The 26,608-nt window shown below is 64.3% G+C and carries 21 protein-coding genes; 7 read left to right on the plus strand and 14 right to left on the minus strand.

Going from position 1 to position 26,608, the window contains the following annotated elements; genetic code table 11:
- Nucleotide 1: 1 nt before the first annotated feature.
- From FMA36_RS15150 to FMA36_RS15160, 3 genes are all read right to left on the minus strand, one after another.
- The gene (locus FMA36_RS15150; protein WP_159263130.1) at nucleotides 2-952 is read right to left on the minus strand and encodes a LysR family transcriptional regulator; all 951 of its coding nucleotides are present in this window, start codon (nucleotides 950-952) and stop codon (nucleotides 2-4) included.
- A 138-nt stretch (nucleotides 953-1,090) separates the two neighbouring features.
- A complete protein-coding gene (locus tag FMA36_RS15155) occupies nucleotides 1,091-3,169 on the minus strand; it encodes an FUSC family protein (RefSeq protein WP_159263131.1) in 2,079 nt (692 codons plus the stop codon).
- 293 nt (nucleotides 3,170-3,462) lie between these two features.
- Nucleotides 3,463-5,175 (minus strand): NAD-dependent malic enzyme, encoded by a 1,713-nt coding sequence (locus FMA36_RS15160; RefSeq protein WP_159263132.1) that lies wholly within the window; start codon nucleotides 5,173-5,175, stop codon nucleotides 3,463-3,465.
- A gap of 118 nt (nucleotides 5,176-5,293) precedes the next feature.
- On the opposite strand from FMA36_RS15160, the gene FMA36_RS15165 reads away from it, so the two are divergent.
- The gene (locus FMA36_RS15165) at nucleotides 5,294-6,199 is read left to right on the plus strand and encodes a LysR family transcriptional regulator (protein ID WP_159263133.1); all 906 of its coding nucleotides are present in this window, start codon (nucleotides 5,294-5,296) and stop codon (nucleotides 6,197-6,199) included.
- Between the two features lie 6 nt (nucleotides 6,200-6,205).
- On the opposite strand, the gene FMA36_RS19790 is transcribed toward FMA36_RS15165, so the two are convergent.
- Nucleotides 6,206-6,334 (minus strand): hypothetical protein, encoded by a 129-nt coding sequence (locus FMA36_RS19790; RefSeq protein ID WP_276612589.1) that lies wholly within the window; start codon nucleotides 6,332-6,334, stop codon nucleotides 6,206-6,208.
- A gap of 27 nt (nucleotides 6,335-6,361) precedes the next feature.
- On the minus strand, nucleotides 6,362-7,567 hold the full coding sequence (locus tag FMA36_RS15170) for a sensor histidine kinase (RefSeq protein WP_159263134.1): 1,206 nt from the start codon (nucleotides 7,565-7,567) through the stop codon (nucleotides 6,362-6,364).
- Between the two features lie 458 nt (nucleotides 7,568-8,025).
- On the opposite strand from FMA36_RS15170, the gene FMA36_RS15175 reads away from it, so the two are divergent.
- From FMA36_RS15175 to FMA36_RS15195, 5 genes are all read left to right on the plus strand, one after another.
- On the plus strand, nucleotides 8,026-9,753 hold the full coding sequence (locus FMA36_RS15175; protein ID WP_159263135.1) for a carbohydrate porin: 1,728 nt from the start codon (nucleotides 8,026-8,028) through the stop codon (nucleotides 9,751-9,753).
- A 179-nt stretch (nucleotides 9,754-9,932) separates the two neighbouring features.
- Nucleotides 9,933-12,341, plus strand: coding sequence for a TonB-dependent receptor (locus FMA36_RS15180; protein WP_159263136.1), 2,409 nt, complete (start codon nucleotides 9,933-9,935; stop codon nucleotides 12,339-12,341).
- A gap of 29 nt (nucleotides 12,342-12,370) precedes the next feature.
- Nucleotides 12,371-13,060: a Fe2+-dependent dioxygenase gene (locus FMA36_RS15185; RefSeq protein WP_159263137.1), complete on the plus strand. Its 690-nt coding sequence runs from the start codon at nucleotides 12,371-12,373 to the stop codon at nucleotides 13,058-13,060.
- A 226-nt stretch (nucleotides 13,061-13,286) separates the two neighbouring features.
- Nucleotides 13,287-13,493 (plus strand): cold-shock protein, encoded by a 207-nt coding sequence (locus FMA36_RS15190; RefSeq protein WP_061271879.1) that lies wholly within the window; start codon nucleotides 13,287-13,289, stop codon nucleotides 13,491-13,493.
- A 58-nt stretch (nucleotides 13,494-13,551) separates the two neighbouring features.
- Entirely contained in the window at nucleotides 13,552-13,878 is a 327-nt protein-coding gene (locus FMA36_RS15195) for a hypothetical protein (RefSeq protein WP_240906397.1), read from the plus strand.
- A 149-nt stretch (nucleotides 13,879-14,027) separates the two neighbouring features.
- Here FMA36_RS15195 and FMA36_RS15200 read toward each other — a convergent pair whose 3' ends face one another.
- Genes FMA36_RS15200 through FMA36_RS19795 form a run of 4 tightly spaced genes read right to left on the minus strand, consistent with a single transcriptional unit; the run spans nucleotide 14,028 to nucleotide 20,482 of the window.
- Complete coding sequence (locus FMA36_RS15200; protein WP_159263139.1) at nucleotides 14,028-17,540, minus strand: YhaN family protein; 3,513 nt, start codon at nucleotides 17,538-17,540, stop codon at nucleotides 14,028-14,030.
- Complete coding sequence (locus tag FMA36_RS15205; protein ID WP_240906398.1) at nucleotides 17,527-18,789, minus strand: metallophosphoesterase family protein; 1,263 nt, start codon at nucleotides 18,787-18,789, stop codon at nucleotides 17,527-17,529. Before FMA36_RS15205 ends, FMA36_RS15200 begins: the two co-directional genes overlap by 14 nt.
- A 39-nt stretch (nucleotides 18,790-18,828) precedes the next feature.
- Nucleotides 18,829-20,298, minus strand: coding sequence for an NAD-dependent succinate-semialdehyde dehydrogenase (locus FMA36_RS15210; protein ID WP_159263141.1), 1,470 nt, complete (start codon nucleotides 20,296-20,298; stop codon nucleotides 18,829-18,831).
- Between the two features lie 52 nt (nucleotides 20,299-20,350).
- Nucleotides 20,351-20,482, minus strand: a complete 132-nt coding sequence (locus tag FMA36_RS19795; protein ID WP_276612590.1) for a hypothetical protein — start codon at nucleotides 20,480-20,482, stop codon at nucleotides 20,351-20,353.
- Nucleotides 20,483-20,664: 182 nt separating this feature from the next.
- On the opposite strand from FMA36_RS19795, the gene FMA36_RS15215 reads away from it, so the two are divergent.
- Nucleotides 20,665-21,567 carry a LysR family transcriptional regulator gene (locus FMA36_RS15215; protein WP_167518038.1) on the plus strand — a complete coding sequence of 301 codons (903 nt, stop codon included), beginning with the start codon at nucleotides 20,665-20,667 and terminating at the stop codon, nucleotides 21,565-21,567.
- 64 nt (nucleotides 21,568-21,631) lie between these two features.
- On the opposite strand, the gene FMA36_RS15220 is transcribed toward FMA36_RS15215, so the two are convergent.
- From FMA36_RS15220 to FMA36_RS15240, 5 genes are all read right to left on the minus strand, one after another.
- The gene (locus FMA36_RS15220) at nucleotides 21,632-22,135 is read right to left on the minus strand and encodes a hypothetical protein (protein WP_159263142.1); all 504 of its coding nucleotides are present in this window, start codon (nucleotides 22,133-22,135) and stop codon (nucleotides 21,632-21,634) included.
- A 41-nt stretch (nucleotides 22,136-22,176) separates the two neighbouring features.
- Entirely contained in the window at nucleotides 22,177-23,031 is an 855-nt protein-coding gene (gene nadC / locus FMA36_RS15225) for a carboxylating nicotinate-nucleotide diphosphorylase (protein WP_159263143.1), read from the minus strand.
- Nucleotides 23,032-23,048: 17 nt separating this feature from the next.
- Complete coding sequence (locus tag FMA36_RS15230) at nucleotides 23,049-24,584, minus strand: L-aspartate oxidase (protein ID WP_159263144.1); 1,536 nt, start codon at nucleotides 24,582-24,584, stop codon at nucleotides 23,049-23,051.
- Nucleotides 24,581-25,561, minus strand: a complete 981-nt coding sequence (gene nadA, locus FMA36_RS15235; protein WP_159263145.1) for a quinolinate synthase NadA — start codon at nucleotides 25,559-25,561, stop codon at nucleotides 24,581-24,583. Before nadA ends, FMA36_RS15230 begins: the two co-directional genes overlap by 4 nt.
- 138 nt (nucleotides 25,562-25,699) lie before the next feature.
- Nucleotides 25,700-26,590 (minus strand): NUDIX hydrolase, encoded by an 891-nt coding sequence (locus FMA36_RS15240; RefSeq protein ID WP_159264032.1) that lies wholly within the window; start codon nucleotides 26,588-26,590, stop codon nucleotides 25,700-25,702.
- Between the last annotated feature and the right edge of the window lie 18 nt (nucleotides 26,591-26,608).

The raw sequence follows: 26,608 nt of genomic DNA on the forward strand, positions 1-26,608 counted from the left end.
TTCAGGGGCCTGCCGGGGGCGTAAACCCCTCCGGCAGTTCGCCACCACGTTCGCGCACGACACGATAGACCGTGTTGCGCAGCCAGCGATGCACCGGATCGCCATCGCGCCGTGGGTGCCATGCCTGAAAGGAATGCACCGTAGGCAGCGCGAAGGGAAATTCGAACGCAGCGAGGTGCATCGAGCGGATGGGCAGGTAGTCGATGGCGATGCCTGGCAGCGGCAGGATCATGTCGGTCATGCGCAGGGTCTCGACCATGGCGTAATAGGTCGGCACCACCATCACCACGCGCCGCCGCAGGCCGAACTGCTCCTTGAGCACGGCATCGATCGGCCCATGCAGCCTGCCACGGCGCGATACGCTGATATGCTCATACCGCGCGATGGCTTCCGGCGTGATCCCTTCCGCCAGAATGGGGTGGTCGGCCCGCACGAGGGCGCGGAACGCGGTGGGGAAGATGCTCTGGCGGCGTATTTCGGGCCGCATGTCATCCGAGGCGCCGAGATACAGGTCGATATGCCCTTCGCGCAGGTCGTTGCTGGGTTCATCATCCGTTTCGGGCACGAAGGTCAGGGTGCAGCCGGGGCAGTCATGGCGCAGGGCAGCAAGGATGGCCGCGCCAAACGCGCCCACGATCAGGTCATTGGCACGCAGCATGAAATGCGGCGACAGGCTGGCAATATCAGGGGTGTCCTGCTCTTCAAGCAGTGAATCAGCACCATCGACAATGGCGCGCAGCCGCTCACGCAGGCCGAGTGCAAAGGTGGTCACCACCATGCGCCGCCCCGATGCGACCAGAATCGGGTCATTGAACACCACGCGCAGCTTGGCAAGGCTGCGGCTCATGGCGGCCTCGCTCATCTGCAGCCTGCGCGCCGCGTGCGAGACGCCTTCCTCCTCGATCAGGGCCTGAAGGCTGCGGAGCAGGTCGAGATCATAGCGTTTTCTCATGCTCCGTGCGTCTCCCCCTTGGCCGAACCGGACCGGATGCGTTGCGATTATCCTAAAAAACCGGATTTGACCAATCCGCAGCTTTATCAAAATCAGTAAAAAATTCTTGGTCTCATGCACCAGCATGCAGGCGGAATATCATTCCACCCCGGCTTCCATCGCGCTCAGGCAGGCCGTGGCCGTGCGGGCAATGCCATCAAGGCAGGCCAGCACCTCAAGCAGCCTTCCATTGCCGGGGTCGGCTTTTTCCAGCCGCGCCAGCCGCCTGCGCGCCGCCCGCACCACGGCTACCCCGCGCGGGCTGATGGGCCGGTAGCGCACCAACGCACGCAGCAGGGTGGTGATGATGTCCGTCGCTTCATCGCGCCGCTGGCGCTTGAGCCCGCGCAGCAGCAGGATGTTCAGCCCCACGGAGGAGAACATGAGCATGAGCCGAATGCCGCCGCCTGCCGTATGATCGCCCGCCTGCGCCGCGTGGCGCACCATGCGCCCGATCCGGTCAACGCTCGTGCCGATCCACCACTGGGGCGAGGGCGGTAGGGGCACGAGGCACAGCCGCCGCAGTTCACCCCGCATATGCGCGCCAAAACGCAGCCGCTCGGCCCGCGCCCTGAAGGGCAGCACAAGCCGGAACACCAGCACGCTCAGCCCGACCGCCAGCACCGTGTGCAGCGCGTTGTTGAGGAAGGCGATCTCATCCACCCGGCTCTGGTTGCCGGTCATGAGCAGGTTGGGCATGAGCAGCCCGTAGGCCGCAGCCGCCCCCGCCGTGCCCCGGTTGCACTTGGCAAGCCCGCCCACGAACAGGAAGAGGCCCAGCACGAAGGCCAGTTCCTCATAATCGCTCAGATAGGGTATCAGCCACAGGCTGAGGCACCCCGCCGCCACGGCGGACCATACCGCACCTGACAGGAAGCGCGTCGTGGCCACGACCGGGTTCTCACGCGTGGCGAACAGCCCGCACACCAGCGTGGTGATGGCAATGAACCCCATGCCACCCGGCCAGGCCGTGCATTCATACACAAGGGCGGCGAGCATGATGGCCACAGCTCCGCGCAGCCCGTTATGGAATGCGAGGCGGATATCACGGTGGCCGCCAAGGTGAAAGCGGAAGCGGTCATGCGGTGGCGGGCTGAAAATGGCATAGGCGTGGTCAAGCGCTATCTGCAGGTCATCCATGGTGGCGGCCAGCACGCCATGGGTCACGCGGGCCATCTCGTGCGCACCGCGTGCGGCACGCTGTTCGAACAGGGTGCGCAGATGCGTGACCTGCTCGTAGAGATCATCCAGCGCGCCTGCCTCAAGGCGGCAGGCGGCCAGCCGGTCACACAGATGCAGCAGTTGCCCGCGTGTATCGGCCAGGGCTGCATCATCGGCCAGCATGGCCCGCTCCGCGCCGCCAGACAGGCCGACAAGGCGGGTGACCAGAATAGAGACCTCGGCCAGCACCGCGCGGGCATGATCGCCCGCATGCACCTGCCGCCCCATCTCGATAGCCGGAAACTCCAGCCCCTGATGCACCGATATCAGCATGCCGGAAAACTCACCGGCATGGACCAGTGTGTCACGCTCATGCAGCACGATCTCGCGTAGCAGGCCACCGAGCCGGTGCAGCACGTTTTCCACCTGCCCCACCATGGTGGCCTGCGCGCGCGTGGCAAGGTTGAAAGTGAACAGCACCCCCATCGCCGCCTCACACACCACGCCCAGCACGATATAGCTGGCGCGCGACATGGCGATGAAAAACACGTTATCGGGCTCGGATGCCGCCGCCACCGCAATGATCGAGCACGTATAGCCCGACAGCACGAACGCATAGGAGCGGAAGTTGAGGCAGAACGTGGCCAGAAAGCTGCACAGCCCGATCCATGTCGCAACGGCGGGAAAAAACAGCCATGACTGCTGCGGAAAGGCCCCGATGAACACCACGGCCGCCACCGCGCCGACCAGCGTGCCCACAATGCGCCACCGCGCCTTGGACATGCTCTCCCCACGCCGCACCTGGGCGACCGACCACACGGTGGCGACCGCCCATTGCGGGCTGTCGAGTTCCATCCACAGCGCAATGGCAAGCGCTATGAGCGAGGCTGCCGTATTGCGCAGCGCAAAGCCCACGGCCTGCGGCGTGGGGCAGAGCAGCCAGCGCAGCCAGTCCATCGCCCACGGCCAGCGCAGGCGGGCAACCGGGTTGGGCATGAGCAAGCGGGACAGATCCATCTAGGCCGCCCGACCCCGGCAGGGCTGGTCGCAGCCCATCCCCGCACGGGCTGCCCTGATGCGCATGCATGGTGGCCTCAGGACGCGGCTCCACATCGGGCTGGGGCGCATGGGCAGGGTAACGTCACGGCAGCAGGCATTGTCTTGATGCAAAACCTGTACGTGTGCCCGCCTGCCAGGCACGGGGCTGTCGTGCCAATGCGTCTGACACGACGCCGCATTAAAACGCCGCATTCCTGAAACAGGACGGCATGAGATCGCCTACACGCAATTCCATGTGAAAATACCGGAATTCAGGCTTTCTCGTACGGGCGATAGCGGGCGGTCCATACCGCATCACGCAGGGCGGTCTCAACATCGTGGTCGGCGGCCTGCGGGGCCACGCCTTCCTTCTGCCCCTGCATGATAACGGCGCGGGCCACGGTAGTGGCGACAAGCCGCAGTTCCGATACCGGTGGCAGCAGCGGCGCGGTCGTGGGGTCAGCCGCCTTGGCTGCGGGCGAGAGGGCGGCAAGCGCATGGGCGGCGGCAAGGAACATGCCATCGGTCATGCGCGTGATGCCACCGGCCACCACTGCGAGCCCCACGCCGGGAAAGACGTAGGAATTGTTGATCTGGTCAACCGGGCGCAGGCGACCGGCATATTCCACCGGCGCAAACGGGCCACCCGTGCCGATGATGGCGCGCCCCTGCGTCCAGGCCAGCAGGTCGGCGGGCGTGGCCTCGATATTGGCGGTGGGGTTGGACAGCGCGAAGATGACGGGCCGCGCCGCCTGCTGCGCCATCGGGGCCACGATCTCGCGCGTGAACGCCCCGCCCTGCCCTGATGTGCCGATCAGCATGGTGGGCTGTACATGGGCCATGACCTCGGCCAGCGTAATGTGGGCGGCATCATCCACGCGCCAGCCCGCCGCCACATCGGCAGGCTGGGCGAAAGGCTGCTGGCCTTCGGTCACACCCGGCATGCCTTCACGCACGAGGCCGTTGATATCAACCATGAAGAAACGGCGGCTGGCCTCCTGCGCCGTCATGCCGCCTGCCACCATCATCTGCACCAGCAGGTCGGCAATGCCACAACCGGCGCCACCCGCGCCAAAAATGACGATCTTCTGCGCATCGAGCGGTGCGCCTCCGGCCCTGATGGCCGCAAGCAGCGCACCGGCGGTTACCCCCGCCGTGCCCTGAATGTCATCGTTATAGGTGCACATCTCGCCGCGATAACGGCGCAGGATGCGTAGCGCGTCAGCACCTGAAAGATCTTCCCAATGCAGGGCAATGTTGGGCCAGCGCGCGTTCACCGCCTGCACGAATTCGGCAATGAAGGCATCATATTCCGCACCCCGCACGCGGGCGTGCCGCCAGCCGATATATTCGGGGTCGGCCAGCAGGGTCTCGTTATCGGTGCCCATATCGAGCAGGATGGGCAGCGCGCGGGCGGGATCGAGGCCGCCACATGCGGTATAGAGCGAGAGCTTGCCAATGGGGATGCCCATGCCATTGGCCCCCTGGTCGCCAATGCCAAGGATGCTGCCGCCATCGCTCACCACGATCACGCGGACGCCATCAAACTGCGGGTTGGCCAGGATCTCGGCAATGCGGCCGCGGTGGTCGGCATAGCTCAGGAACAGGCCGCGCGGGCGGGTCCAGATATGGCTGAACTCACGGCATGCCCGGCCAATGGCGGGGGTGTAGATGATGGGCAGCCAGGCTTCGAGCGCCTCGTCGATAATGGCGTAGAAAAGCGTTTCGTTCCGGTCCTGGATTTCGCGTAGCGCAATATGTCGCGCAAAATTGTCCGGCAGGGCGGCGAGGCGTGCGCGGGCAAGGTCGGCCTGCTCGGCCAGGGTAGCGACGGATGCAGGCAGAAAGCCATGCAGCCCGAACAGGTCACGTTCGCGCCTGTCAAATGCATTTCCCTTGTTCAGCACAGGGCAATCCAGAAGTTCCCTGCCAGATAAAGCCGTTTTGAGGGAAGAGGAAAGCATGGCCCGCGCTGTATCCGACATAATGACCCGACATTGTGATAACGATTGAAAGAGGCGCAGGATACGGATCTGCACATCTTCGTGTAGGGCATGGGTGTGCACGCCAACCGTACGCCAAACGCAATCATGGAGCCGCCAGTTGCCCGACGAGATCAGTGACCTGAGATTTTTCTGCATCCTTGCCGCGGCGGGCAGCATTGCGGGGTGCGCGCGCGCCATGGGCCTCTCGCCTGCTGCCATGAGCCGCAGGCTGAGCACCATGGAGGCCCGGCTGGGCACGCGGCTGGTCACCCGTACCTCGCGCCATTTCGCGCTCACGGCCGAAGGGCAGCGCCTGCACGAGCATGCCGTGCGCATCATGCAGGAAGTAGAAGAGGCGGAAGCCGAACTGACGGCACGCGCAGGCATTCCGCGCGGGCTGCTGCGCGTGGGCGTGCCATCAGAGATCGGGCGCAAGATGCTTGCGGGCGTAGTGGCAGCCTTTGTGGAGCAGTACCCCGAGGTGACCGTGCACCTCACCCTGTCCGATGCCGGGCTGGATGTGATTGATGACGGGCTGGACATTGCCATCCGCCCCGGCATGCCGCCCGATCAGGAGGTGATGACCACCAGCCTGATCAACAGCCGCCGCGTGGTGTGCGCCTCGCCCGAATACCGTGACCGCAAGGGCCTGCCTGCCACCCCGCACGACCTGCTCAAGCACGACTGCATCTGCCTGATCCGCCGCCAGCGCATCTTTAATGAATGGGTGTATTTTGATGGCAAGGCCCGCAAGGAAGTGCATGTCACCCCCCGCCTTGCCACATCAAGCAGCGAGGTTGTGCATGACTGGGCGGTGAGCGGGCGCGGCATTGCGCTGAAAGTACTGTGGGACATTGCCGATGACCTGAAATGCGGCAGGCTGATCGAATGCCTCAGCACCTACAGGTGGGAGGATGTGACCCTGTGCGCGGTCTACCCCTCGCGCACGCATCTGCCCTCACGCACGAGGCTGTTCCTTGATTTCGTGCGCAAGGAGCTGCGGCAGGCCTATTTCGGCACATAGGCCCGATCAGCCGGGATGGGTCGGGGCGCGATAGAAAAGACACACATCGCCGCTCTCCACCGCCGCAACCGGGTCTGCCGCCTGCACGTGCCATTCGTACCGCAACGGCCCGACCCATTGCCAGATGTCGGACACCAGTTCGGTCTCGGTCAGGATCGATAATTATAGGGCATTCGCGCTGCCCGGCAGCCATACCGTGCAGCAGGTACCCTGCCCCGGCGCGCTGGTGATATCGAGCCGCCCGCCATGCCGGTCAACGATATGGCGCACGATGGCCAGCCCAAGCCCCGTGCCCTGCTCGCCGCCTGCCCCCGGCGCGGGCGAGACACGGTAGAACCGCTCGGTCAGGCGCGGCAGGTGCTGTGGCGCGATACCCGGCCCGTTATCACGCACCGAGAGCAGCAGGCCGCCATTCTCCTGCCATTGCGCCGCGATTTCGATACGCGGTTCGGCTGGCGGCTGCGGCCTGCCATAACGCAGGGCGTTCTCGCTCAGATTGACCAGCACCTGCAATATCTGGTCCGCATCGCCGCGCAACGTGCCTGCGGGGGCGGGGTGCAGCACCAGGGCAGCGCGATCAGCCTCAGGCTTGCCCTGCACCTCATCATTGAAGCGGGCAAACAGGTCGGCCACCGCAATCATGCCCTGCGGGCGCTGGTGCTCGAGCATCTGCACGCGCGAGAGGTAGAGCAGCCGGTCGATCAGGCGCTGCATGCGGCTGGCCTGCCGGGCCATGATGGCAAGGAACTTGTGCCGCGCCGTGGCATCATTGGCGGCCGGGCCCTGCAGGGTCTCGATAAAGCCGATCAGGGCGGCAAGCGGCGTGCGCAGTTCATGGCTGGCATGGGCCACGAAATCACTGCGTGCGCGATCGAGCGCGTCACGCGCCGTGGCATCAAGCAGCACCACAACGCAGGCGGGCTGCCCGTGCCATACCCCTGCCCTGACAAAAGCCTGCACCACGCGGCGCACCGGCACATCGGCCTCGATGGTGACCTCCGTCACCCCGCCGGGGCGCAGTTCGGCCACGGCGCGCTGGAGTGCGGGGTGGCGCACCAACATGCCCAGGCCCTCGGCAAATTCCACCTGCGCGCGGGCACCGGCATGCAAAAGCCGCCCACCCCGCGCCAGCACCAGCAGCGACACGGGCAGGTCATCGACCTGCACCGTATCCTCATCCACGCCCACGGGTTCGGCCTGCAGGCGCACCGGGTAGCCCGACAGCCGCCCCGCCGCGCCATAACGCCACGCGCCGTACCCCCCAAGCAGCGCTCCCGCCGCAAAACCCATCACCACAAGCACAAGCGCCGACACACCCTTCTCCCCCTTACGCGAGCCTGCCCCACGGCACCACAGGCGCGATACCATGAATGGGAGAGCAGCGGAAACCAGAATGAATTGCGAAATAAAATTACAATTTGTGCGCTGCAAAATTAATATAGTTATTGCTTGTTTGACAATTTTATAATTTTAGTCCATTCTCCTCTAAAGCTTGGAGATTGTCTGGAAAAGCCTGCCCACAAACGCCTGCAGGCCGCACGGCGGCCGAATGAAGTGCTTTCAGGCAAGCGTTGCCACAACACCGCCCTGAAAAAGACGGGATCTGAAAACTTTCATTCTTACCGGCGGTTTGTTTTAAACAATCTTCTAAAAAAACAAGAACAATGGTGTCTCAAATCATGATCCAGTCCCTCCCGCGCAATAGCGCGCCTGTCGTTTTTCCCGCCACGTTCATGGTCCAGCCTCCCGGCTGAGGCTTGCATCCTTTTTTCCCGGCATTCCTGCCCCGTCCCATGATGGACCGGGCCGCGAGAAAATCGACAGACATGACAAGACATATCTCCCCGCGCGCCAATGGGCGTGCGCGCGCGCCGTTTCCTCCCGGCTGGGGATGGCTGCTGGCCGCAGGCGCCACCGCGCTGGCCCCGGCCCAGCAGACCCATGCCCAGGCGGTTGACCCCGGCATGAAGCCGGTGCCCTCCATCATGGCGCCTGGCGCGGTCTCGGCCATGCCCTCCGTTGGCATGACGCAGGAGGAACAGATCAGCATGCGCCTCGATGCCGAGCGGCTTGGCCCCCAGCCACAGGCCATCCGCAGGCCGCCCAACACGCCCATCCCGCCTAGCGGCGTGCCGGCCTTCCCGTCTGCGGGTCTTGCCACCATGAGCGTGGCTCCCGTCAGCAGCCCCGGTGACAACAAGGCTTTCCACCAGATCGAACTCGATGCGCTGACCCGCCATGAAGGTCCTTCCGGGCTGCTGCCCGGCTGGATCGATGCCCAGCATGACAGCGACCTGGAAGACCCATACTACGTACCCACCGCAGGCAGCGGCCACCTCGTGCCGCTGCTCGACCCGCTGCGCAGGCGCCTGCGCGACCACGGCGTGAGCTTCGCCTTTACCTACAAGGGCGAGGCGATGGGCGTGATTGATGGCGGCGTGCAGCGCGGCATGAGCTACGTGCATGAACTGACCGCGCAGGTGAACTTCGACCTGGAGAAAATGGCCGGAATCAAGGGCTGGTCAGTCCATACGCTGGTGATGGAACGCGCAGGCCGCGCCGTGAGCCATGACCGGGTGGGCGAATATTACGTCAACCTGCAGGAAGTGTATGGCCTGTCGGGCAACGTGGTGGCGCATCTGGTTGATTTCTATGCTGAAAAGAAACTGCTGAACAACCATCTCGACATCAGCTTCGGCCGCATGGCGCTGACCCATGTCTTTGCCACCTCACCGCTGCTGTGCTCGTTCATGGTCACCTGCTCGGCCCCCGTGGCGCTCAAGCTCGACCCCGGCTTTTCGGTCTACCCCAAGGCCACATGGGGCAGCCGCCTGCGCCTGCGCCCCACGCGTGACACAGCCATCCAGTTCGGTGCCTATTCGGTCAATGCGCTGACCGACAACCCCAGCGGCTGGGCGTGGGGCAGCGAGAAGGCGACCGGCGTGATGCTGCCGGTCGAGTTCACATGGCAGCCCTTCCTGACCCGTAACCGCCTGCCGGGGCATTACATACTGGGCTACGCACATGACACCACGCGCTACCCCGACGAGATCGGCATCGGCCTGCCCGCGGCCCTGCGCACGGCCGCAGGCCACCAGCGCTCGGCGCCGATGGACATGTTCTGGTTTGAAGGCGACCAGATGGTCTACCGCCGGGGCGGGCGCAACCAGATGGCCGGTGGCTACCTGATGGCGGGCTACATCCATAACACGCCCCATGTCACATCCATCTCGGATGAAGCCTATGGCGGCCTGTCATTCGCAGGGGTCATTCCATCACGCGTGACCGACCGGCTGGGCATCATGTATTCATGGTACCATGTCAGCCACCGCAAGGAGGAAGGGCAGATTCTGCGTTATGAGGCCGGTTATTCGCTCGGTGCCACCGTGCGCGCACCGCAGACGGACTCCCACATCATCGAGGCCTATTACGCCATTGACGCCATGCCCGGCATACTGGTGCAGCCTGAATTCGAATACATGATCCGCCCCGGCGAGACCAAACACATCCCCAACGCGGCTCTCGTGGGGCTGAAGGTCATCGCCAACCTCTAGCCACGCCGCCCCTGCCCTGCCCCGCGCCCCGAAAGGCGCGGGGTTTTTCATGCGCCGTGAATGAGAATGCGAATTTGTTGCAATTATGTGACACATTGCAACAAAGCTCGCGAGGTCATATTGCGACTAATTATCAGAATCGATATTGCAACCTTCTGCAATTAAGAGGCTGTTGCAATATGACCGATAAAACCATCCGCCAGAAACTCAGACCATTCTCCCTGCTCACCGCCTCCATGGCCCTCGCCTGCGCCACCACCAGCGCGCATGCCGCGCAGGACACGGTGCCCGCAACAGATACGCAGGCCACCACGCCTTCAGACGATGCGACGCCAAAGCACACCCAGAAGCAGGATTCCTATAACCATGAGGCGGAGCACGGGTTTGACGTAACCCACGTCACGGCCTCGCCCATGAACGTTCTGCATGAATCCATCGGCCTGAGCCGCATGCCGCAGGATGCCATGCACACGCCCCAGAACGTGAACGTGGTGCCGCAGGTGCTCATGCAACAGCAAAATGTCAAATCGCTTGATGAGGCGCTGAAAAACGTGCCCGGCATCACCGCATCGGTGGGTGAAGGCGAAGGCGGCATGGCGGGCGATCAGTTCCTGATCCGTGGTTTTGCAGCCCAGAACGACATTTATGAAAACGGCCTGCGGGATTTTGGCGTCTATGCGCGCGACAGCTTCTATTATGACCATGTCTCGGTCATCAAGGGCCCGTCATCGGAGGTGTTCGGCAATGGCACCACGGGTGGCGCCATCAACATCGTGACCAAGACACCGCATCTGGGCAACAGCTATCAGGCCAGCTTCTCGGGCGGTAGCGGGTCGTATTATCGCGGCACGCTCGATGTAAACTACCAGATCAACAGCACCACCGCCTTCCGCCTGACCGGCATGGGCAACGAGAACAACGTGGTCGGGCGCGACTACATCTATTCCCATCGCTGGGGCATTGCGCCCTCCATCGCGTTCGGGCTGGGCAAGAAGGTCTCGTTCGTTCTGGAATACTTCCACCAGAACGACAACCGCATCCCCGATTACGGCGTGCCGGTTGTCACCCCTAAAGGTGGCGTCGGCTACCCCGTGACCGAAAGGGGCGTCAGGCGCACCAACTGGTACGGCACGACCTACGACCAGGACAATACCAGCGATGACATGATCACCGGCCGCCTGACCGCCAAGGTCAGCCCCCTGCTCACGCTGTATAACGACATGCGCGGCGGCATCTTCCACCGCTATTTCTCGGCCTCGCAGGAGGCCTGCTCGAACATGTCATCCGGCGCGGCCTACAACAACAACATGATCAACGGCAGCGTGCCATCGGCCACATGCCAGTCGGATTTCCTGTCCGGCAACGCGGCAAATGCGCAGGTGGCGCGTAATGGCGGCGTGGGCGGCCCCGAGCCTTACCGGCAGAGCGACTGGTCCATTCAGGATGTGTTCTCGGGTGTTGCACATCTTCACACCGGGCATATCCGCCACGAGATCATTGGCGGGTTTGACATTGAGTATGTGACCGATCACCGCCAGAACTACGCCTATGGCTCCAACCGCCCCAGCACCAGCCTGCTCAATCCCTCGCCCTACGTGCCCGGCCTGACGCTGGGCGACTGCAGCCAGTACCCCAACCGGCTGGTCAATATCGGCAACGGCGTGGGCCGCAAGTGCTACAAGGACAGTTCTGCGCTTGATGTGGGCTTCTTCCTGTCCGATCAGGTGTGGCTGACGAAAAACCTGTCGGTCAAAGCGGGTTTCCGGTGGGATCACTGGAACAGCACCTACAGTGCGACCGGCGGCAGCACGGCCACGCCCGATGTGAGCTATGGGCAGAACGAGACCACCATCAACCCTTCCGTCAGCCTGATGTACACCCCGCGCAACAACCTGATGGTGTATTTCAACTGGTCGGAATCCACCACGCCGCTCAGCCTGTATGTCACCAACAGTTCCGAGCCGATGACCTCCAAGAGCCAGAGTGCCGCCCCCGAGCGCAGCAGGCTGTATGAGGTGGGCGCCAAATACAGCGCCTTCCACGACCGTATCGGCTTTACGGCAGCACTGTTCCGGCTGGAGAAAAACAACTCCACCCAGACCGACCCCACCACGGGCGATGTCAGTGCAACGAGCGACCAGGAGCGCAACCAGGGGCTTGAACTCAGCGTATCAGGCACGCTGCTGCCCAACTGGATGTTCTATGGCACCTACGCGCTGTATGACCCCACCATCACCAAGGCGGGTTCCACCTCATCCAAGCAGGGCGGGCAGATCCAGTACGTGCCCCATAACCAGGCCACCGCCTGGACCAGCTACGAGATCGCACCACGCAAGCCGTGGAACATGACCATTGGCGGCGGCATCACCTGGCGGCAGGGCGTGTGGCTTGACCAGCTCAACACCGCCCGCGCACCCGCCACGGTGGAGTTCGACGCCATGGTCGCCCACCGCTTCAACAACAACTGGAAAGTGGCCATGAACGCCTATAACCTTGATAACCGGCTCAATTATGGCAGCCTGTTCTCCAACCGGGTCACCCCTTCCGTAGGGCGGTCGTTCCTGTTCAACATCTCGGCGCAGTACTGACCCGCAACCCTCAGCCAAGGTTTCAGCCCATGCTGCTGCACATCCCCGCCCTGCTCAACGCCGATGAACTGGCCCATTGTCGCGCCCGGCTGCAAGGCGCTACATGGACCGATGGCCGCGAGACGGCAGGCGTGCAGTCGGCAAAAACCAAGAACAACCTGCAACTGCCGCGCGATTCCGAGGCGTGCCGCGAGCTTGGCGAGATCGTGCTGCGCGCGCTCGGGCGCAATGCCCTGTTCAACAGCGCGGTGCTGCCCTACCGGGTCAGCCCGCCGCTGTTCAACCGCTACGAAGGCGGCATGCGCTTTGGTGCGCATGTCGATAACGCCATACGCGGCATCCTTGCAGGCGGCATCCACACGCGCATCCGCACCGATGTGTCCTCCACGCTGTTCTTCTCCGACCCTGATGAGTATGACGGCGGTGAACTGACCATCCACGCCAATGGCAACGAGCAGGCCATAAAACTGCCCGCGGGCGACATGATTCTCTACCCCACCACGGTGCTGCACAGTGTAACCCCGGTCACGCGCGGGTGCAGGCTGGCAGCTTTTTTCTGGTCGCAGTCGATGATTGCGGAAGAGAGCCGCAGGCAGATCATGTTCGACCTCGACATGCAGGTCACATCGCTGCGCGAACGGCTGGGGGATGCCGATCCTGCCGTGCTGTCACTGACCAACATCTACCATAACATGATGCGCCAGTGGTGCCTGCTGTGAGCAATTATCCGGTGGGGTAGCGGAAATATTTCCGATTTTTTGAATATTTTACGTGCTATTTCCGGATAACCTCTATAGGAAGGTCCTCACGGCTGGACTTTTCAGCTACGGACAAGATTTCAGAGCAGCTACACCAAGCGGCCTTATGGCATCCCCGATAAAACGAAAAGTCTCGATCCCATGCATGTTCGCGTGGGGGTGCCGGTTATTCTAAGGAGGCCAAATTATGGCCGCAGGAACAGTTAAATGGTTCAACGCCCAGAAGGGCTTTGGATTTATCCAGCCTGATGACGGAAGCGCCGATGCTTTCGTGCACATTTCTGCCGTTGAGCAGGCTGGCCAGCAGACCCTGTCCGAAGGGCAGGCCGTGACGTATGACCTCGAGCGGGGCCGTAACGGCAAGTCTTCTGCAGTCAATCTCAAGATTGGCTGATGAACTCGGCAGGAACTTCGGTTCCTGCCGTTTTTATTTCTACCCTTTTTTACGCCTGATGCTCGCCTTCCGGCTGATCGTGACAGCCCTGCTCTGCCTGCCCGCCTGCGTGGCCCGGGCGCAGATGCCCCAGCCCGGTGGCTGGAACGGAAGCGTGGTCCTGCCTGCCGCCCCTATGGCGCCAGCTTATGCCCCACCCTCACTGAACCATTTCGCCCCCCTGCCCCATGCGGGCATGCCGCCTTCGCGCAGCTTCACTGCCGGGTCGGATGCGCCTTACGCGGGCGATTCATCACCCTCCTCCCAGCCCGACCGCTACGAGCAGGACTGGGCTGCGTTCGAGCGATCCGAACGTGCCATTGCCCGGCAGATGGGCCACAGGTAGCAATACCGCGCCGTAGCATCCTGCCCCCCTTTCGGCCACAGACCCGTTCCGTATGGCATTTTTGCAAAAAACTGTGTCAGGCGCGGCTTTTTTGAAAAAAAACAGTATCAGCACCTGTGCAAGAATCTGGTTTGCGCGCCCTGCGGCTTTCAGTCCTGTATCGCAGCAACCGGACGCGTGCTGGCCAGCGCAGGCAGTTCAAGCAGGTTGATCGCAGCGCCTTCGGCCTGCATGGCGCGGGCCATGTCGCGTATGCTGTCATGATGGGTGAACAATAGCACCTGCGTAGTACGCGCAAATTCGGCCAGCACGTTCAGCGTGCTGTGGCTGCGGGCATCATCAAACTGCACCAGCAGGTCATCAGCAATAAACGGCAGTGGCTCGGTAGTACGGCAATAGGTCTCCACGCTGGCCAGCCGGAAGGCCAGGAAAAGCTGGTCGCGCGTGCCCGCACTCATCTCGCTTACCGCAACCGTGCTGCCATCGGGGCGCACGCCGCGCACCACGGGCTCGTTACTGGCGTCGAGTTCCGTCTGTATGCCGCCAAAGGCGCCACCGGTCGCCTGCGCCATAAACGTGCCCGCCTGCCTCACCAGCGGGTCCTGCACCTGCGCGCGCACCCGGTCCATGGCGGCGGCAATCAGGTTACGCGCCAGGGTCAGTTCGGCATATTCCTCAACAATGCGGTGCAGGCTGGTTATCGCCGCTTCGCGCCGGGCGGCAGCCTGCGGGGCCACGGTATTGTGTTCGAATGCGGCCAGAGCGCTTTCGGCATGCTGCTCGGTACGCACGGCATCGTCACGAGCTGCGGCCAACTGCTCCTGCCGGGCCTGAAGAGCTGCAATTTCCGCCTGAAGTTCCGGCCCGTCACGCCCTTCAAGAGCTGCATGAAGCCCTGCGGGAGACTGGCCATCGGTCATGCAGGACAGGGTATGCAGCGCCTGTGCGTGAGCTTCAGCCACCTTGTCACGTTGTGCCAGACGCGTGGCAAGCTGGCGCAGCGCATCATTACCCTGCGCGTGGGTGCGGGCCTGAAGTGCCTCCAGCACACTGGCGGCGGCCTGCACGTCAGCTTCGCCCTGAACTACCATATTGTTGGCCTTGTCGCGTTCGGGTTGCAGGGCTTCACGCTGGTGGCGGGCCTTCTGGGCCTCGCGCCAGTGCTGCTCCAACTCATGGGCAGCCAGTGCCGCGTCAGTGGGCAGGCTCAGGGCAAGATGAGGGCGCAACCCGTCAAGGTCGTGTGCCAGTTCGGCTTCATGTGCTGCGGCCTGCGCCGTGGCTTCATCGAGTTCGGTCAACTGGATAATGGCGGCGGGTGCTGCCGCCCATTCATCGGCAAGGTTGCGGCCCGTCATGGGCAGGGCATCGGCGTTCAGGCCAATGGCCTGCATGGCAGGTGCCCAGCGGGCGGCCCATTGCTGCCGTTCGGCCTCAAGTGCCGCAGCCTGCCGGGCAAGCTGAGCGCGTTGGGGCATCAGGTCATCATGTTCACGCCGCAGCCGGTCATATTCCTCATGCGCGCTGGCATGCAGGCGCAGGGCACGGGTCACGGCCTCCACGCAGGCGGCGGGCGGCAGGTCAGGGTCCACGCCCAGCATGCGGGCCAGATGTGCAAGCCCGTCACGCTGCACGGCCACCCTGATATGCTCGTGCTCAAGAGCCGCGTGCTCGGTGGCGACCTGTTCGGCCTCGGCCAGCGCATCGCCACGCTGCTGCACGAATGCCTCGAGTGCCGCAGGCGTGGCCGCATGGGCCATGATGACGGAAAAGGGCGTGATGAATGCCTGCCAGTGCCGGGCAATCTGCCGTGCCGTATCATCCAGATTACGCTCATGGCAGGCGATCCTGTCGCTACACTGGGCAATGTCGTGGCGCAGCGCCTCGATGCGGGCAAGGCGGTCAGCCTGTGCCAGCAACTGGCGTGACAGGCTGTCCGCCTGCGTAATGGCACTCTCCAGCATCGTGACATTATGCTGGCGGGTAGCGGAGGGCGTGGTGGTGTCCGCACCCAGATAACCATCACGGATGGCATGCCACGCGCTATCGCGCTGCGCGCGGGCGGCGTGCAGCATTTCGGGCGTAATGGTGTTGCCCGTTTGCTCAAGCCGCGCAAGTTCGGGGCGCAGGGTAGCCAGCCTTTCGCGCTCCGTGGTCAGGGCCTGCGTGATGCGCTCATTGTGGATGTGCAGCCGCTGCTGCTCCGCGCCCGCTTCGCGCACGGCCTGCGCATCGGGGCACGGCAGGGCCTGCAGGGCCGCAACCGAGCCGACACCCAGCGTTCTGAGCCGCGCATCAAGCCTTTCCTGAATTGCGGCAAGGCTGTCCCTGCGCAGTTCAAGGCGCCTGATCTCGGCTGGCAGGGCAGCAAAGGCGGTGGCATCCGCATCCACAGGCCGATCGTGCCCCTGCCCCCGCAGGGTGTCGAGGCGGGTTGCCTTGCGGGCCAGGGCAAGGTCGGTCTCAGCGATCCGCTGCTCCAGCGCAGTAGCCGTATTGCGCCACTGCATCTGGGCATCGGCCATCTGGCGTATTTCTTCAAGCACCACGCGCTCGGGCATGAACTGGCGCAGGTCCGCATCCGGTCCCTTGTTGAGCCACTGGCGCAGGCTGGCAAGACTGAGGTTGATCTGCTGGCGTTTGGCCTCACGTTCGGGCCGGGCCGCGCGATTACGCCGGACCACCTCACCCAGCGCAATGACATGCTCCACGCGTGCACCCTGCGCAATGAGCTGGGCCTGCTCTGGTGGAACAGCCGTCTGGCGCTGCAGCCGCTCTGCCTGCGTGCAGGCAGCGGCGTGGCTGGCCTGGGCGGCGGCACTGACATCAAGGGCTGCGGTAATTTGTGCTCCCATGCCGGTGGGCAGCGGGTCGAGGTCGGCCAGCGTTGCGCGTTCGGCTTCCAGCAGGGTCAGGGCGTGGAGCTGGGGCAAGGCTTTTACAAGCTGTTCAAGCCGCGCGTGCAGGCGGCGTAGTTCGGCCTGTTCACGGTCGAAATCGGCCCGTTGCTGGCGGGCCGCGTCACGCTGCTGGCAATGGCTGGTATAGGCCTCATGCGTAAGCGAGGCTTCCTTCAGTCTGTCCTGTGCCGCGCGAAAGGCATCGGCAGCCTTGTAGAAGGCCCGCTCCGCCGCGCGACGGGGCGCGAACAGGGCCGCGCGCTTTTCATCAATCTCGGCCAGGCGTGTCATGAGGGCACGTAGCCCGCCGCCTGCCTCCACGATCAGCCGCCCGATATCACCATTGGCTTTGAGCAGGGCCGCCCCCCCGCTGCGCAGGGTTGCATCATTGAGGCCGAACAGGGCGGTAAAGCGCTCGCGCGTCATGCCGCCAAGGGCGGGGGCCAGCACGTCATCACTGACCGGCTGGCCATCGAGGCTGGCCAGCGTGCGGGTGCGGCCCTTGCGGCGGCTCAGTTCAAGCATGGTGCCGTTGGCCAGCATGAGGCAGGCCTCCAGCCGTATCCTGTCATTGCCGAACACCGCACCCGCATCCGACTGGTTGGGAATGCCGAACAGAAAATCGGTCATGGCGGAAAGCGTGGTGCTTTTGCCGGCCTCGTTCGGGCCATGAATGACATGCAGGCCGGGAACGGCGCCAAAATCCAGTTCCAGATTTTCAATGGCGCCATAGCGGATGATGCGCAGGTTACGAATGTGCATCGCGACTTTCTTCGGGGTTTTCCACCAATGACAGCGCCAGATCCACCGCGCGGGCGGGTATGTCGGCTGCAAGCCCCGCGCGCAGGGCCTCGGTGCGGGTATGGGCGGGCATGCGGTCGATCACGGCGGCAAGGATGGCATCAAGTTCCGCACGCAGGGCCTCAGGTGTTGCGCTGGCGCGGATATCGGCGGCAATACGCCCGCCAGTGGAGGTATCGGGCACGGGGGCACGGATGGTAGGCGCATGGGTCTGGACCTTGAGGCGTTCGAGCCAGATCTCATCGGAGATGCTGGCCAGAACGGTCTCGACCTCAAGCGTCAGGTCACGTGCGTTGCGGATCAGCCCCGCATGCAGTGCTGTTGCGCCTGCCAGTTCCAGCCGCAGGGCAATGGGGCGGCCATCTGCTTCGCGCACCACGCCCTCGACTGCATGGCGGATCAGGCCGGTCATCTCGCCGTGCGTGGTGGCGGTAGACAGGTCAACCCGCACGCTGGCCCAGCGCACCACGTCGAGCACCTGATGGGCCACATCCACCACGCTGCCCGCGCGCACGCTCACCAGTGAGGCTCCTTTCGGCCCGCCCTCGCGCGCGTGGCGGCCCTGCAGGTTGCCCGCATAGACCACATAGGGGTCGCGATGCAGGATCTCGCGCGTATGCACATGCCCCAGCGCCCAGTACTGGTAGCCATGATTGACCAGCTGCTCGACCGTGCAGGGTGCGTAAGGCTCATGCCCCTCGCGCCCCTGGCAGGCCGTGTGCAGGATGCCGATATTGAACAGGCCGGGCACCGGGGCGGGATAGTGCCGGGCAATATTGTCGGTCACATCACGGCGGCCGAAGCTGCGGCCATGCACGGCAACACCCAGATCCTCCATCACCTGTGTTTCGGCCTTGCGGGTATCGAACAGGTGCACGTTATCGGTCACGTGCAGGTGGCGCACAAAGCGGTTCTCGGCATCATGATTGCCCAGAATCATGAACACGCGGATACCCGCCTGCTTCAGCCGCGCCATGCCGTTGACAAAAAACAGCCCGCACTGCGCATCGCGCAGGTCGCCATCAAACACGTCGCCTGCCAGCACCACAAAGCGGCAGGCACTGCTGATGGCAAGGTCGATCATGTCCGTAAAAGCCCGGCGCGAGGCATCGCCAATCAGGCGGGCATATTCATCCGACCGCGCCCCCAGGCCCCGCAGCGGGCTGTCGAGATGCAGGTCGGCGGCATGAAGAAAGCGGAATTCGTTCATGCCGCCATCGTACTCCATTGAAAGCGGATGTAAATGTAATCAGGCGTCCGGATCGGTAATGTCAGTGCAGATGTATTTCATCTCCAGATATTCATCCATGCCGTAGCGCGAACCCTCACGCCCCATGCCCGACTGCTTGATGCCGCCAAAGGGAGCAACCTCGTTGGAGATCAGGCCGGTATTATGGCCCACCATGCCGTATTCCAGCGCTTCCGCCACACGGCAGGCGCGGGCATGGTCGCGGGTGAAGAAATAGGCGGCCAAGCCATATTCCGTATCATTGGCCATGGCGATGGCTTCCGCCTCGGTGTGAAAGCGCATGAGCGGAGCCACCGGGCCGAAGGTTTCCTCATGGGCGATGCGCATCGCGGGTGTGACATCGCGCAGCACGGTGGGGCGGTAGAACAGCGCGCCCTCGCGGTCGCGCGTGCCGCCACACAGCACGCCCGCGCCCTTTGTCACGGCATCACGCACATGGGCTTCCACCTTGTCACGCGCGCCTGCACTGATCAGCGGACCGATAACGGAATTGGGCGCATTGCCCGGCCCCACATGCAGCCCGTCCACCACCTTGGCGAAGCGGGTGGCGAAATCATCATAAATACTGTCATGCACCAGAAAACGGTTGGCACACACGCAGGTCTGGCCGGCGTTGCGGAATTTGGCGGCGATGGCGCTTTTGATGGCCTGTTCGATATGCGCATCCTCAAACACGATGAAGGGCGCGTTGCCACCAAGTTCAAGCGACAGGCGCTTGAGCGTGGGGGCCGACTGCGCCATGAGAATGCGCCCGACCTGCGTCGAGCCGGTAAAGGACAGCTTGCGGATGGCAGGACTTGCGCACAGCGCCTTGCCCAGCCGCACGCCATCACCGGGCAGCACCTGCACCAGCCCTGCGGGCACGCCTGCCTGATGGGCGAGTTCGACCAGTGCAAGCGCGGTGAGCGGGGTCAGTTCCGATGGCTTGATGATGATGGCACAACCCGCGGCCAGGGCGGGGGCGGCCTTGCGGGTAATCATGGCGGCGGGGAAATTCCACGGCGTAATCGCGGCACACACCCCCACAGGCTGGCGGATCACGCTCAGCCGGGTGGCAGGATTGGTGGGAGGGATCACATCGCCGTAGCCGCGCATGGCCTCGGCTGCGAACCATAGCAGGAAGCTTGCGGCATAGCGGATTTCGCCCGCCGCTTCCGCGCGTGGCTTGCCCTGCTCGGTCACGATCAGGGTGGCGAGGTCATCAAGGTTGTCCATGACCAGATCATGCCAGCGTGCCAGAATCACCTGCCGCTGGGCGCCGGTGCGGTTGCGCCATTGTGCCTGTGCCGCCACGGCCGCCTCAATGGCGCGTGCCACATCCGCCGCCCCGCATTCCGCCACTTCCGCCACCTCTGCGCCGGTGGCCGGGTTATGCACCGCGCGGCGCGCGCCATTCAGTGCGGGGGTCCATTCGCCGTGAATGAACGCATCCTTGCGCAAAAGCGATGTATTGGCGAGATGCACGGTCATGGTCAGGCTCCGATCGGGCGCAGTGGCGGGTTGGATAATGCTTATGCCTTCATCAGGGATCACGTCCGATGTCGTCAATGCCGCACAGGGTCAGGACGTGGCGCAACCTGTGGCTGCCCCCCCGTTTGGCCTGCACGAGCGCGGATCGTGACGTCCGTGCCGCCATGGCAGGCGTGCCATGCACCTGAGGTATATCCTTTCCGCCTGCTACCCGCATGCGTGGGAGCTGGCCTGAAACCACCCGTGCCCATGCCGGGCGCTGCTGGCGCGCGCCAGGCAAGGGTAGCGGCGCATGGGCCCAGGCCAGTGGTGCGCCCTGTCATTGTCAGATAAGTATGAGACCGTTTTTATCAGGATGGATGTGGCGTGTTTCTGCGACAGTTGACCTATCTCATAGCGCTTGATCGCTACCGGCACTTCTCCCGCGCTGCGGAAAGCTGCGGCGTGTCGCAGCCTGCGCTCTCCTCGGCCATACGCCAGCTTGAGACTGAACTGGGCATTACCATCATTCGCCGCACGCGCCGCTTCAATGGCCTGACCGATGAGGGGCAGCGCGTGCTCGACTGGGCACGCCAGACGCTGGCAGCCCTTGATGGCCTGCGGCAGGAAGCTGCCTTCGCGCAGGCAGTGGCGGGCGGGTCGCTGTCCATCGGTGTGATGCCGCCTGCGCTCCAGGCCTCGCCAGTGCTGCTGGAGAGTTTTCGCACCGCCATTCCCGGCCTGCACCTGCAGGTGCACCTTGGCTCATGTGCCGACACCATTCACCGCCTGCGCCAGCAGCAGCTTGATCTGGGGCTGGTCTATCTTGACCAGATCCCCCCTGATGGCCCCTTTGAGGCCCTGCCGCTCTATACCGAACAGCATGTGCTGGTGGCAGCCGAGCCGTTCGTGCTGCCCATGGGCCGACGCGAGTGGCACACCCTGGCCGACCTGCCGCTGTGCCTGCTCAGCACGGAAATGCGCACCCGCCAGATCGTGGATGCGGCCTTTCGCGGGGCAGGAGTGACGCCCCTCATCGTCATGGAAACCAATTCGCTTGAAGTGCTGCATGCCGAACTGCTGGCCGGGCGGCTGGCCAGCATCCTGCCCGTTGCCGCCCTGCCCACCCATACGGGGCATGGCCGCCTGCAGGTGCGCCCGCTGGGGCCATGCGCAACACCCGAAGTGGGTCTGGCGCGACTGACGCAGTCCCTGCCCACCGCATTGACCGTGCGGGTATGGGAGATCGCGGCAAACGTGGACATGCGCGACATCTTCGCCCTTGGGTAAAGCCGCAACCGGGGAACAGCGATAAAAACCCCGGCTTTACATTACGCCATGGCCCGGGCCGTGTTTATCGGCCCCATCCCTGACCGAACTGCTGCATCTGCTGCTGCTGTTGCTGCTGCATCTGCATGCGCTGCTGGCCAAGCTGATCTTGCTGCTGGCGGAACTGCTGGTCCATCTGCTGGGCCTGCTGGTCGCGCTGCTGGCGGATCTGCTCGCGCTGGCGCTCGATCTGTTCACGGCCGCCGGGCTGGTTGCCCATCTGCCGGGCCTGCTGGTCAAGCTGCATGTTCTGCTGACGGAACTGTTGGTCCATCTGCTGGCGTTGCTGATCACGCTGCATGCGCATCTGCTCGCGTTGCTGGTCAAGCTGCATCTGCTGCTGGCGGAACTGCTGGTCCATCTGCTGGCGCTGCTGGTCGCGCTGCATGCGCATCTGCGCGTCCTGCTGCTCACGCTGCATGCGCTGCTGCATGTCGGGCTGGGCCTGGGCCATGCCTGCAGCCATCAGGCCGCCTGCAACCGCAAATACTGCAAGGCGATGGAAAGATCGGGCGGAAAGACGGGCCATGACGGTTTCCTTCTGTTACAAACCCCTTCCTTCCTACAGGATCAGGGCTGGTAATCCAGCCCGATATCCATGACGCGCACGGTATGCGTCAGCCAACCCAGCGAGATCAGGTCCACCCCGGCCTGAGCCACGGCGGTGACCGTATCGGGCGTAATCCCGCCCGAGGCCTCGGTTATGGCTCGGCCATTCACCAGTTTCACGGCTTCGCGCAGCGTGTCAGGCGGCATGTTGTCGAGCAGGAACACATCCACGCCGCCGGTCTCAAGCCCCTCGCGCAGTTGTTCCAGCGTGTCCACCTCCAGTTCGATGCGCACCAGATGGCCCGCCGCCGCCCGCGCACGCTCAACCGCAGGCCTGACGCCACCGGCAAAGGCAAGGTGGTTGTCCTTGATCAGGATCGCATCATCCAGGCCAAAACGGTGGTTGCTGCCGCCGCCTGCCCGCACGGCGTATTTCTGGATGGCACGCAGGCCGGGCATGGTCTTGCGCGTGCAGGTGATACGGGCACGGTAAGGCCGCACAAGGTCAACCACCGCTGCCGTAGCAGTCGCGATGCCGCTGAGATGCGACAGGAAGTTCAGCCCCACCCGCTCGCCTGACAGGATGCCGCGTGCCGGGCCTTCCACCGTGGCCAGCACGTCGCCCGGCCCGACCCTGCCGCCATCGCGCAGCTTTGGGGTGAAGGCGATGCGCCGGTCCATCAGGGCAAAGGACAGGCGCGCCATATCCAGCCCCGCGATCACGCCTTCCTGCCGCGCCACAAAGGCAGCGCGGACGATGGTGTCGCCATCTCCGATCACGGCATCGGTAGTGAGATCGCCCGCACGGCCCAGATCCTCGAGCAGGCCCGCGCGCACGAGGGGTTCGAGCATGATGTCGGGCAAGGGATGGAGCATGGGGGCGTTTCTTTCCTTCATTGGGGCGTAGCCACGGGCGCGTCCACCGGCACGCGCAGGCGGGCAAGGTCTGCCAGTGTGAGGCGCGAGGCATGGGCCGTGGGTGCCGTGTGCGGATAATCGCTGCGGAAATGCCCGCCCCGGCTTTCGGTGCGCATCAGGGCCGCGTGCATGATGGCGGCGCAGACCAGCCGGGCATCACCTTGTGGCTGGGCAAGCACCTGCCGTAGCCCGGCCTCAAGCTCCGCCCCGCTGCGGATGACGCCGGCATACCGGCTCATGAGCCGCCGCAGGCCAACCGGCGGCGGCGTCCATGCCGGCCCCGTGGCGGCCACACTGGTCACGGGCCGGACCGGGCGGTCATGACCATCAAGCGCCTGGCCGATCCATGTGCCGAACGAGACCGCCTCCAGCAGGGAATTGCTGGCCAGCCGGTTGGCCCCGTGCAGGCCGGTGCAGGCGACCTCGCCCGCGGCCCACAGGCCCGGCACGCCGGTGCGCCCTGCATGGTCCACCGCTACGCCGCCCATATGATAATGGGCGGCGGGCCGCACCGGGATGGGCTGCGTGAGCGGATCGATGCCATGCGCCGCGCACAGCGCGGAAATGGCCGGGAAATGCTGCGTAAAAGCGGCCCCGATGGCCTTGCGGGCATCAAGATAGACCGTGTGCCCTTCCATCATGTGTCGCCACACCGCGCGCGATACGGCATCACGCGTGGCGAGTTCCTCGGTAAAGCGGGCGCCGGTCTCGTCAATCAGGGTGGCGCCCTCGCCCCGCACGGCCTCGCTGACAAGGCACAGGCGCTGGCCATCCGCCCCGGCGGAGAGCGCGGTGGGGTGAAACTGCACGAACTCCATGTTGCCCAGCACGGCGCCAGCCCGCGCCGCAATGGCCAGCCCGCTGCCCGTGGCGCCGGCGGGATTGGTGGTATCGGCAAACAGGCCGCCCACGCCGCCCGTGGCCAGCACGATGGCGGTGGCAGGCAAGGTGACTTCCGTGCCCGCGATGACGGCCTGCAGACCCGCCACCGCGCCATCATGCAGTACCAGATCACGCGCGTGGGCCTGTTCGATGACCGTAATGCGCGGGGTGCGCCGCACGCGGGCGATCAGGGCGCGCATGATGGCAGCCCCCGTTGCGTCCTCGCCCGCATGCACGATGCGGCGGCGCGCATGGGCGGCCTCCAGCCCGCGTTGCAGGCTGCCATCGGGGTTGCGGTCCCATGACACGCCGAATGCTGCAAGGCGCTCGACAGCAGCAGGGCCATCATCGGTTACCCGCGCCACAATGGCGGGATCGCACAGGCCAGCGCCTGCGGCCAGCGTATCAGCCGCGTGCAGGCCGGGCGTGTCATCCGCGCCCACGGCGGCCGCAAGCCCCCCCTGCGCCAGCCAGCTTGCGGCATGGGGCGGGCGTATTTCATCCAGCCTGCCCGCGCACAGCAGCACGCATGGCCGCGTGGTGGAGAGCGCGGTCATGACCCCCGCCAGCCCCGCCCCCACGATGAGCGGCTGCCCCACAAGCGACGGCAGTGGCGGGAGGGCGGTCATATCGCCAGCATGCGCTCGACGGCACGGCGGCCACGGCTGGCCATTTCCGGGTCGAGCGTGACCTCATGCGTCATGTTTTCCAGCGACTGGCGAATATTGGCCAGCGTGATGCGCTTCATATGCGGGCACATGTTGCACGGCCGGATGAACTCGGTCTGCGGATAGCGCACGGCCAGGTTGTCGCTCATGGAGCACTCGGTCACGAGCAGGATGCGCCCACCCTTATGGTCGCGCACGTAATCATCCATCATGGCGGTAGAACCGCTGAAATCCGATACCGCCACGACCTCGGGCGGGCATTCGGGGTGGGCCAGCACCACCAGGCCGGGATGGTCGGCACGCATGCGCTCGATCTCGCCGGGCGTAAAGCGCTCATGCACCTCGCAATGGCCCGCCCAGGTAATCATCTTGATGCCGGTCTCGGCCTCGATGTTGCGGGCAAGATATTCATCGGGGATCATGATGACCCGGTCCGTGCCCAGGCTTTCCACCACGCGTTTGGCATTGCCCGAGGTGCAGCAGATATCGCTCTCGGCCTTTACCTCGGCAGAGGTGTTCACATACGTCACCACCGGCACGCCGGGGTAGCGCTGGCGCAGAAGGCGCACATCGGCCCCCGTGATGGAATCGGCCAGAGAGCAGCCTGCCTTGAGGTCAGGGATCAGCACGGTGCTGTGCGGGTTGAGCATCTTGGCGGTCTCGGCCATGAAATGCACGCCCGCCATCACGATCACGTCGGCATCGGTATTCTGCGCCTCACGCGCCAGGGCGAGGCTGTCTCCACGGATATCGGACACGCAATGGAAGATTTCCGGCGTCTGGTAGTTATGCGCCAGAATAACGGCGTTGCGCTCGCGCTTGAGGGTCTCGATCGCGCGGATATCCTCGACAAAGGTCTCCCATTCCATTTCAGGGACCAGATGACGCACCCGGTCATACAGCCCGTCCGTTCCGCCACGTGGCGCAATCTGGTTCATGCCTGTTCTCCCTTCCCATTCCCGCATGCCATTTATGCTCATATTGAGTATAAGTCAGGCCGCAGGGACCGGCCCCACACTTCCAGAGCGAAACTGCCCGCTTGTCAATCAGGATTTTCGTGAGGTGAGCCCGTTCTCTCAGGGCTGCACCAGCGGGATCTTGGTGCCAACGAACTGCCGCGCCTGCCGCACCTCCCCACAGAAGCGGAACAGACGGGCCGGGCGGCCGCCGGTATTTTCCTCGATTTCGCCTGTTTCTTCAACCAGTTGCTGCTGCATGATCAGGCGGCGGAAATTCTGCTTGTGCACATGCACACCCGACAGGCTTTCCATCACGCGCTGGAGCTGGAGCAGGGTGAAGGCCTCGGGCATGAGTTCAAACACAACCGGGCGATAACGTATTCTTGCACGCAGCCGCGCCATGGCTGTTGCCAGAATGCGACGGTGGTCATGGTGCATGGGCTGCCCCGGCACCGCGCGATCGGGCGGGCAGCCCGCCTCGGCCACCAGCCCTGCCTCATACAGCAGTTCGTAACGCTGGAGCACCAGTTCGTCATTCCAGGCCACCATGTCGCCAATGGCGAACAGGCTGACACAGCGCTGCCACTGCCGCACGCGCTCGGCGGCGTGGCCCATGCCCGCCACCCAGTGGCACAGCAGGCGCTCGATCAGGGCCAGGCTGGCGCGCCCCTCGTCGCCCTTGCAGTTCTCCCACGGGAAATAGTCGTACCAGTCGCGCCACCCCGTCTCGCCCGCGTGGCTGCGCGTGAGCGCAAGGTAGGAAATGGCGATCATCCGCCCCTGCGTGCTCGACAGGATGCGGTCATGATCGGCAAAGGTGTAGAGTTGCTCGACATGCCCGATGGGATGGCCGGTCTGGCGCTCGACCCACGCCCTGACGCCTGCCTGCAGCGAGCGATGCGTGCTTTCCAGCGGACCGGAAGGCAGCTGCCGCCCATGGTCGATGGTCATGACCTGGGGAACATCCCCCCGCACGGCCGTCAGGACAGCGATCAGCTCGATCATCATATGGGTTGTCATGGCGGG

Source organism: Komagataeibacter xylinus (assembly GCF_009834365.1).
Taxonomy (GTDB): Bacteria; Pseudomonadota; Alphaproteobacteria; order Acetobacterales; family Acetobacteraceae; genus Komagataeibacter; species Komagataeibacter xylinus_D.

Excerpts from the sequence above, each read along its gene's own strand:
- FMA36_RS15210 (WP_159263141.1), bottom strand. The coding sequence starts at position 20,298 with ATGACCGTGCATCTCGCCAATACATCGCTTTTGCGCAAGGATGCGTTC.
- FMA36_RS15170 (WP_159263134.1), bottom strand. The coding sequence starts at position 7,567 with ATGGTATCGCGCCTGTGGTGCCGTGGGGCAGGCTCGCGTAAGGGGGAG.
- nadC (WP_159263143.1), bottom strand. The coding sequence starts at position 23,031 with ATGCTCCATCCCTTGCCCGACATCATGCTCGAACCCCTCGTGCGCGCG.
- FMA36_RS15185 (WP_159263137.1), top strand. The coding sequence starts at position 12,371 with ATGCTGCTGCACATCCCCGCCCTGCTCAACGCCGATGAACTGGCCCAT.
- FMA36_RS15175 (WP_159263135.1), top strand. The coding sequence starts at position 8,026 with ATGACAAGACATATCTCCCCGCGCGCCAATGGGCGTGCGCGCGCGCCG.
- FMA36_RS15190 (WP_061271879.1), top strand. The coding sequence starts at position 13,287 with ATGGCCGCAGGAACAGTTAAATGGTTCAACGCCCAGAAGGGCTTTGGA.
- FMA36_RS15195 (WP_240906397.1), top strand. The coding sequence starts at position 13,552 with ATGCTCGCCTTCCGGCTGATCGTGACAGCCCTGCTCTGCCTGCCCGCC.
- FMA36_RS15155 (WP_159263131.1), bottom strand. The coding sequence starts at position 3,169 with ATGGATCTGTCCCGCTTGCTCATGCCCAACCCGGTTGCCCGCCTGCGC.
- FMA36_RS15230 (WP_159263144.1), bottom strand. The coding sequence starts at position 24,584 with ATGACCGCCCTCCCGCCACTGCCGTCGCTTGTGGGGCAGCCGCTCATC.
- nadA (WP_159263145.1), bottom strand. The coding sequence starts at position 25,561 with ATGAACCAGATTGCGCCACGTGGCGGAACGGACGGGCTGTATGACCGG.
- FMA36_RS15240 (WP_159264032.1), bottom strand. The coding sequence starts at position 26,590 with ATGATGATCGAGCTGATCGCTGTCCTGACGGCCGTGCGGGGGGATGTT.
- FMA36_RS15205 (WP_240906398.1), bottom strand. The coding sequence starts at position 18,789 with ATGAACGAATTCCGCTTTCTTCATGCCGCCGACCTGCATCTCGACAGC.
- FMA36_RS15200 (WP_159263139.1), bottom strand. The coding sequence starts at position 17,540 with ATGCACATTCGTAACCTGCGCATCATCCGCTATGGCGCCATTGAAAAT.
- FMA36_RS15160 (WP_159263132.1), bottom strand. The coding sequence starts at position 5,175 with ATGTCGGATACAGCGCGGGCCATGCTTTCCTCTTCCCTCAAAACGGCT.
- FMA36_RS15150 (WP_159263130.1), bottom strand. The coding sequence starts at position 952 with ATGAGAAAACGCTATGATCTCGACCTGCTCCGCAGCCTTCAGGCCCTG.
- FMA36_RS15180 (WP_159263136.1), top strand. The coding sequence starts at position 9,933 with ATGACCGATAAAACCATCCGCCAGAAACTCAGACCATTCTCCCTGCTC.
- FMA36_RS15220 (WP_159263142.1), bottom strand. The coding sequence starts at position 22,135 with ATGGCCCGTCTTTCCGCCCGATCTTTCCATCGCCTTGCAGTATTTGCG.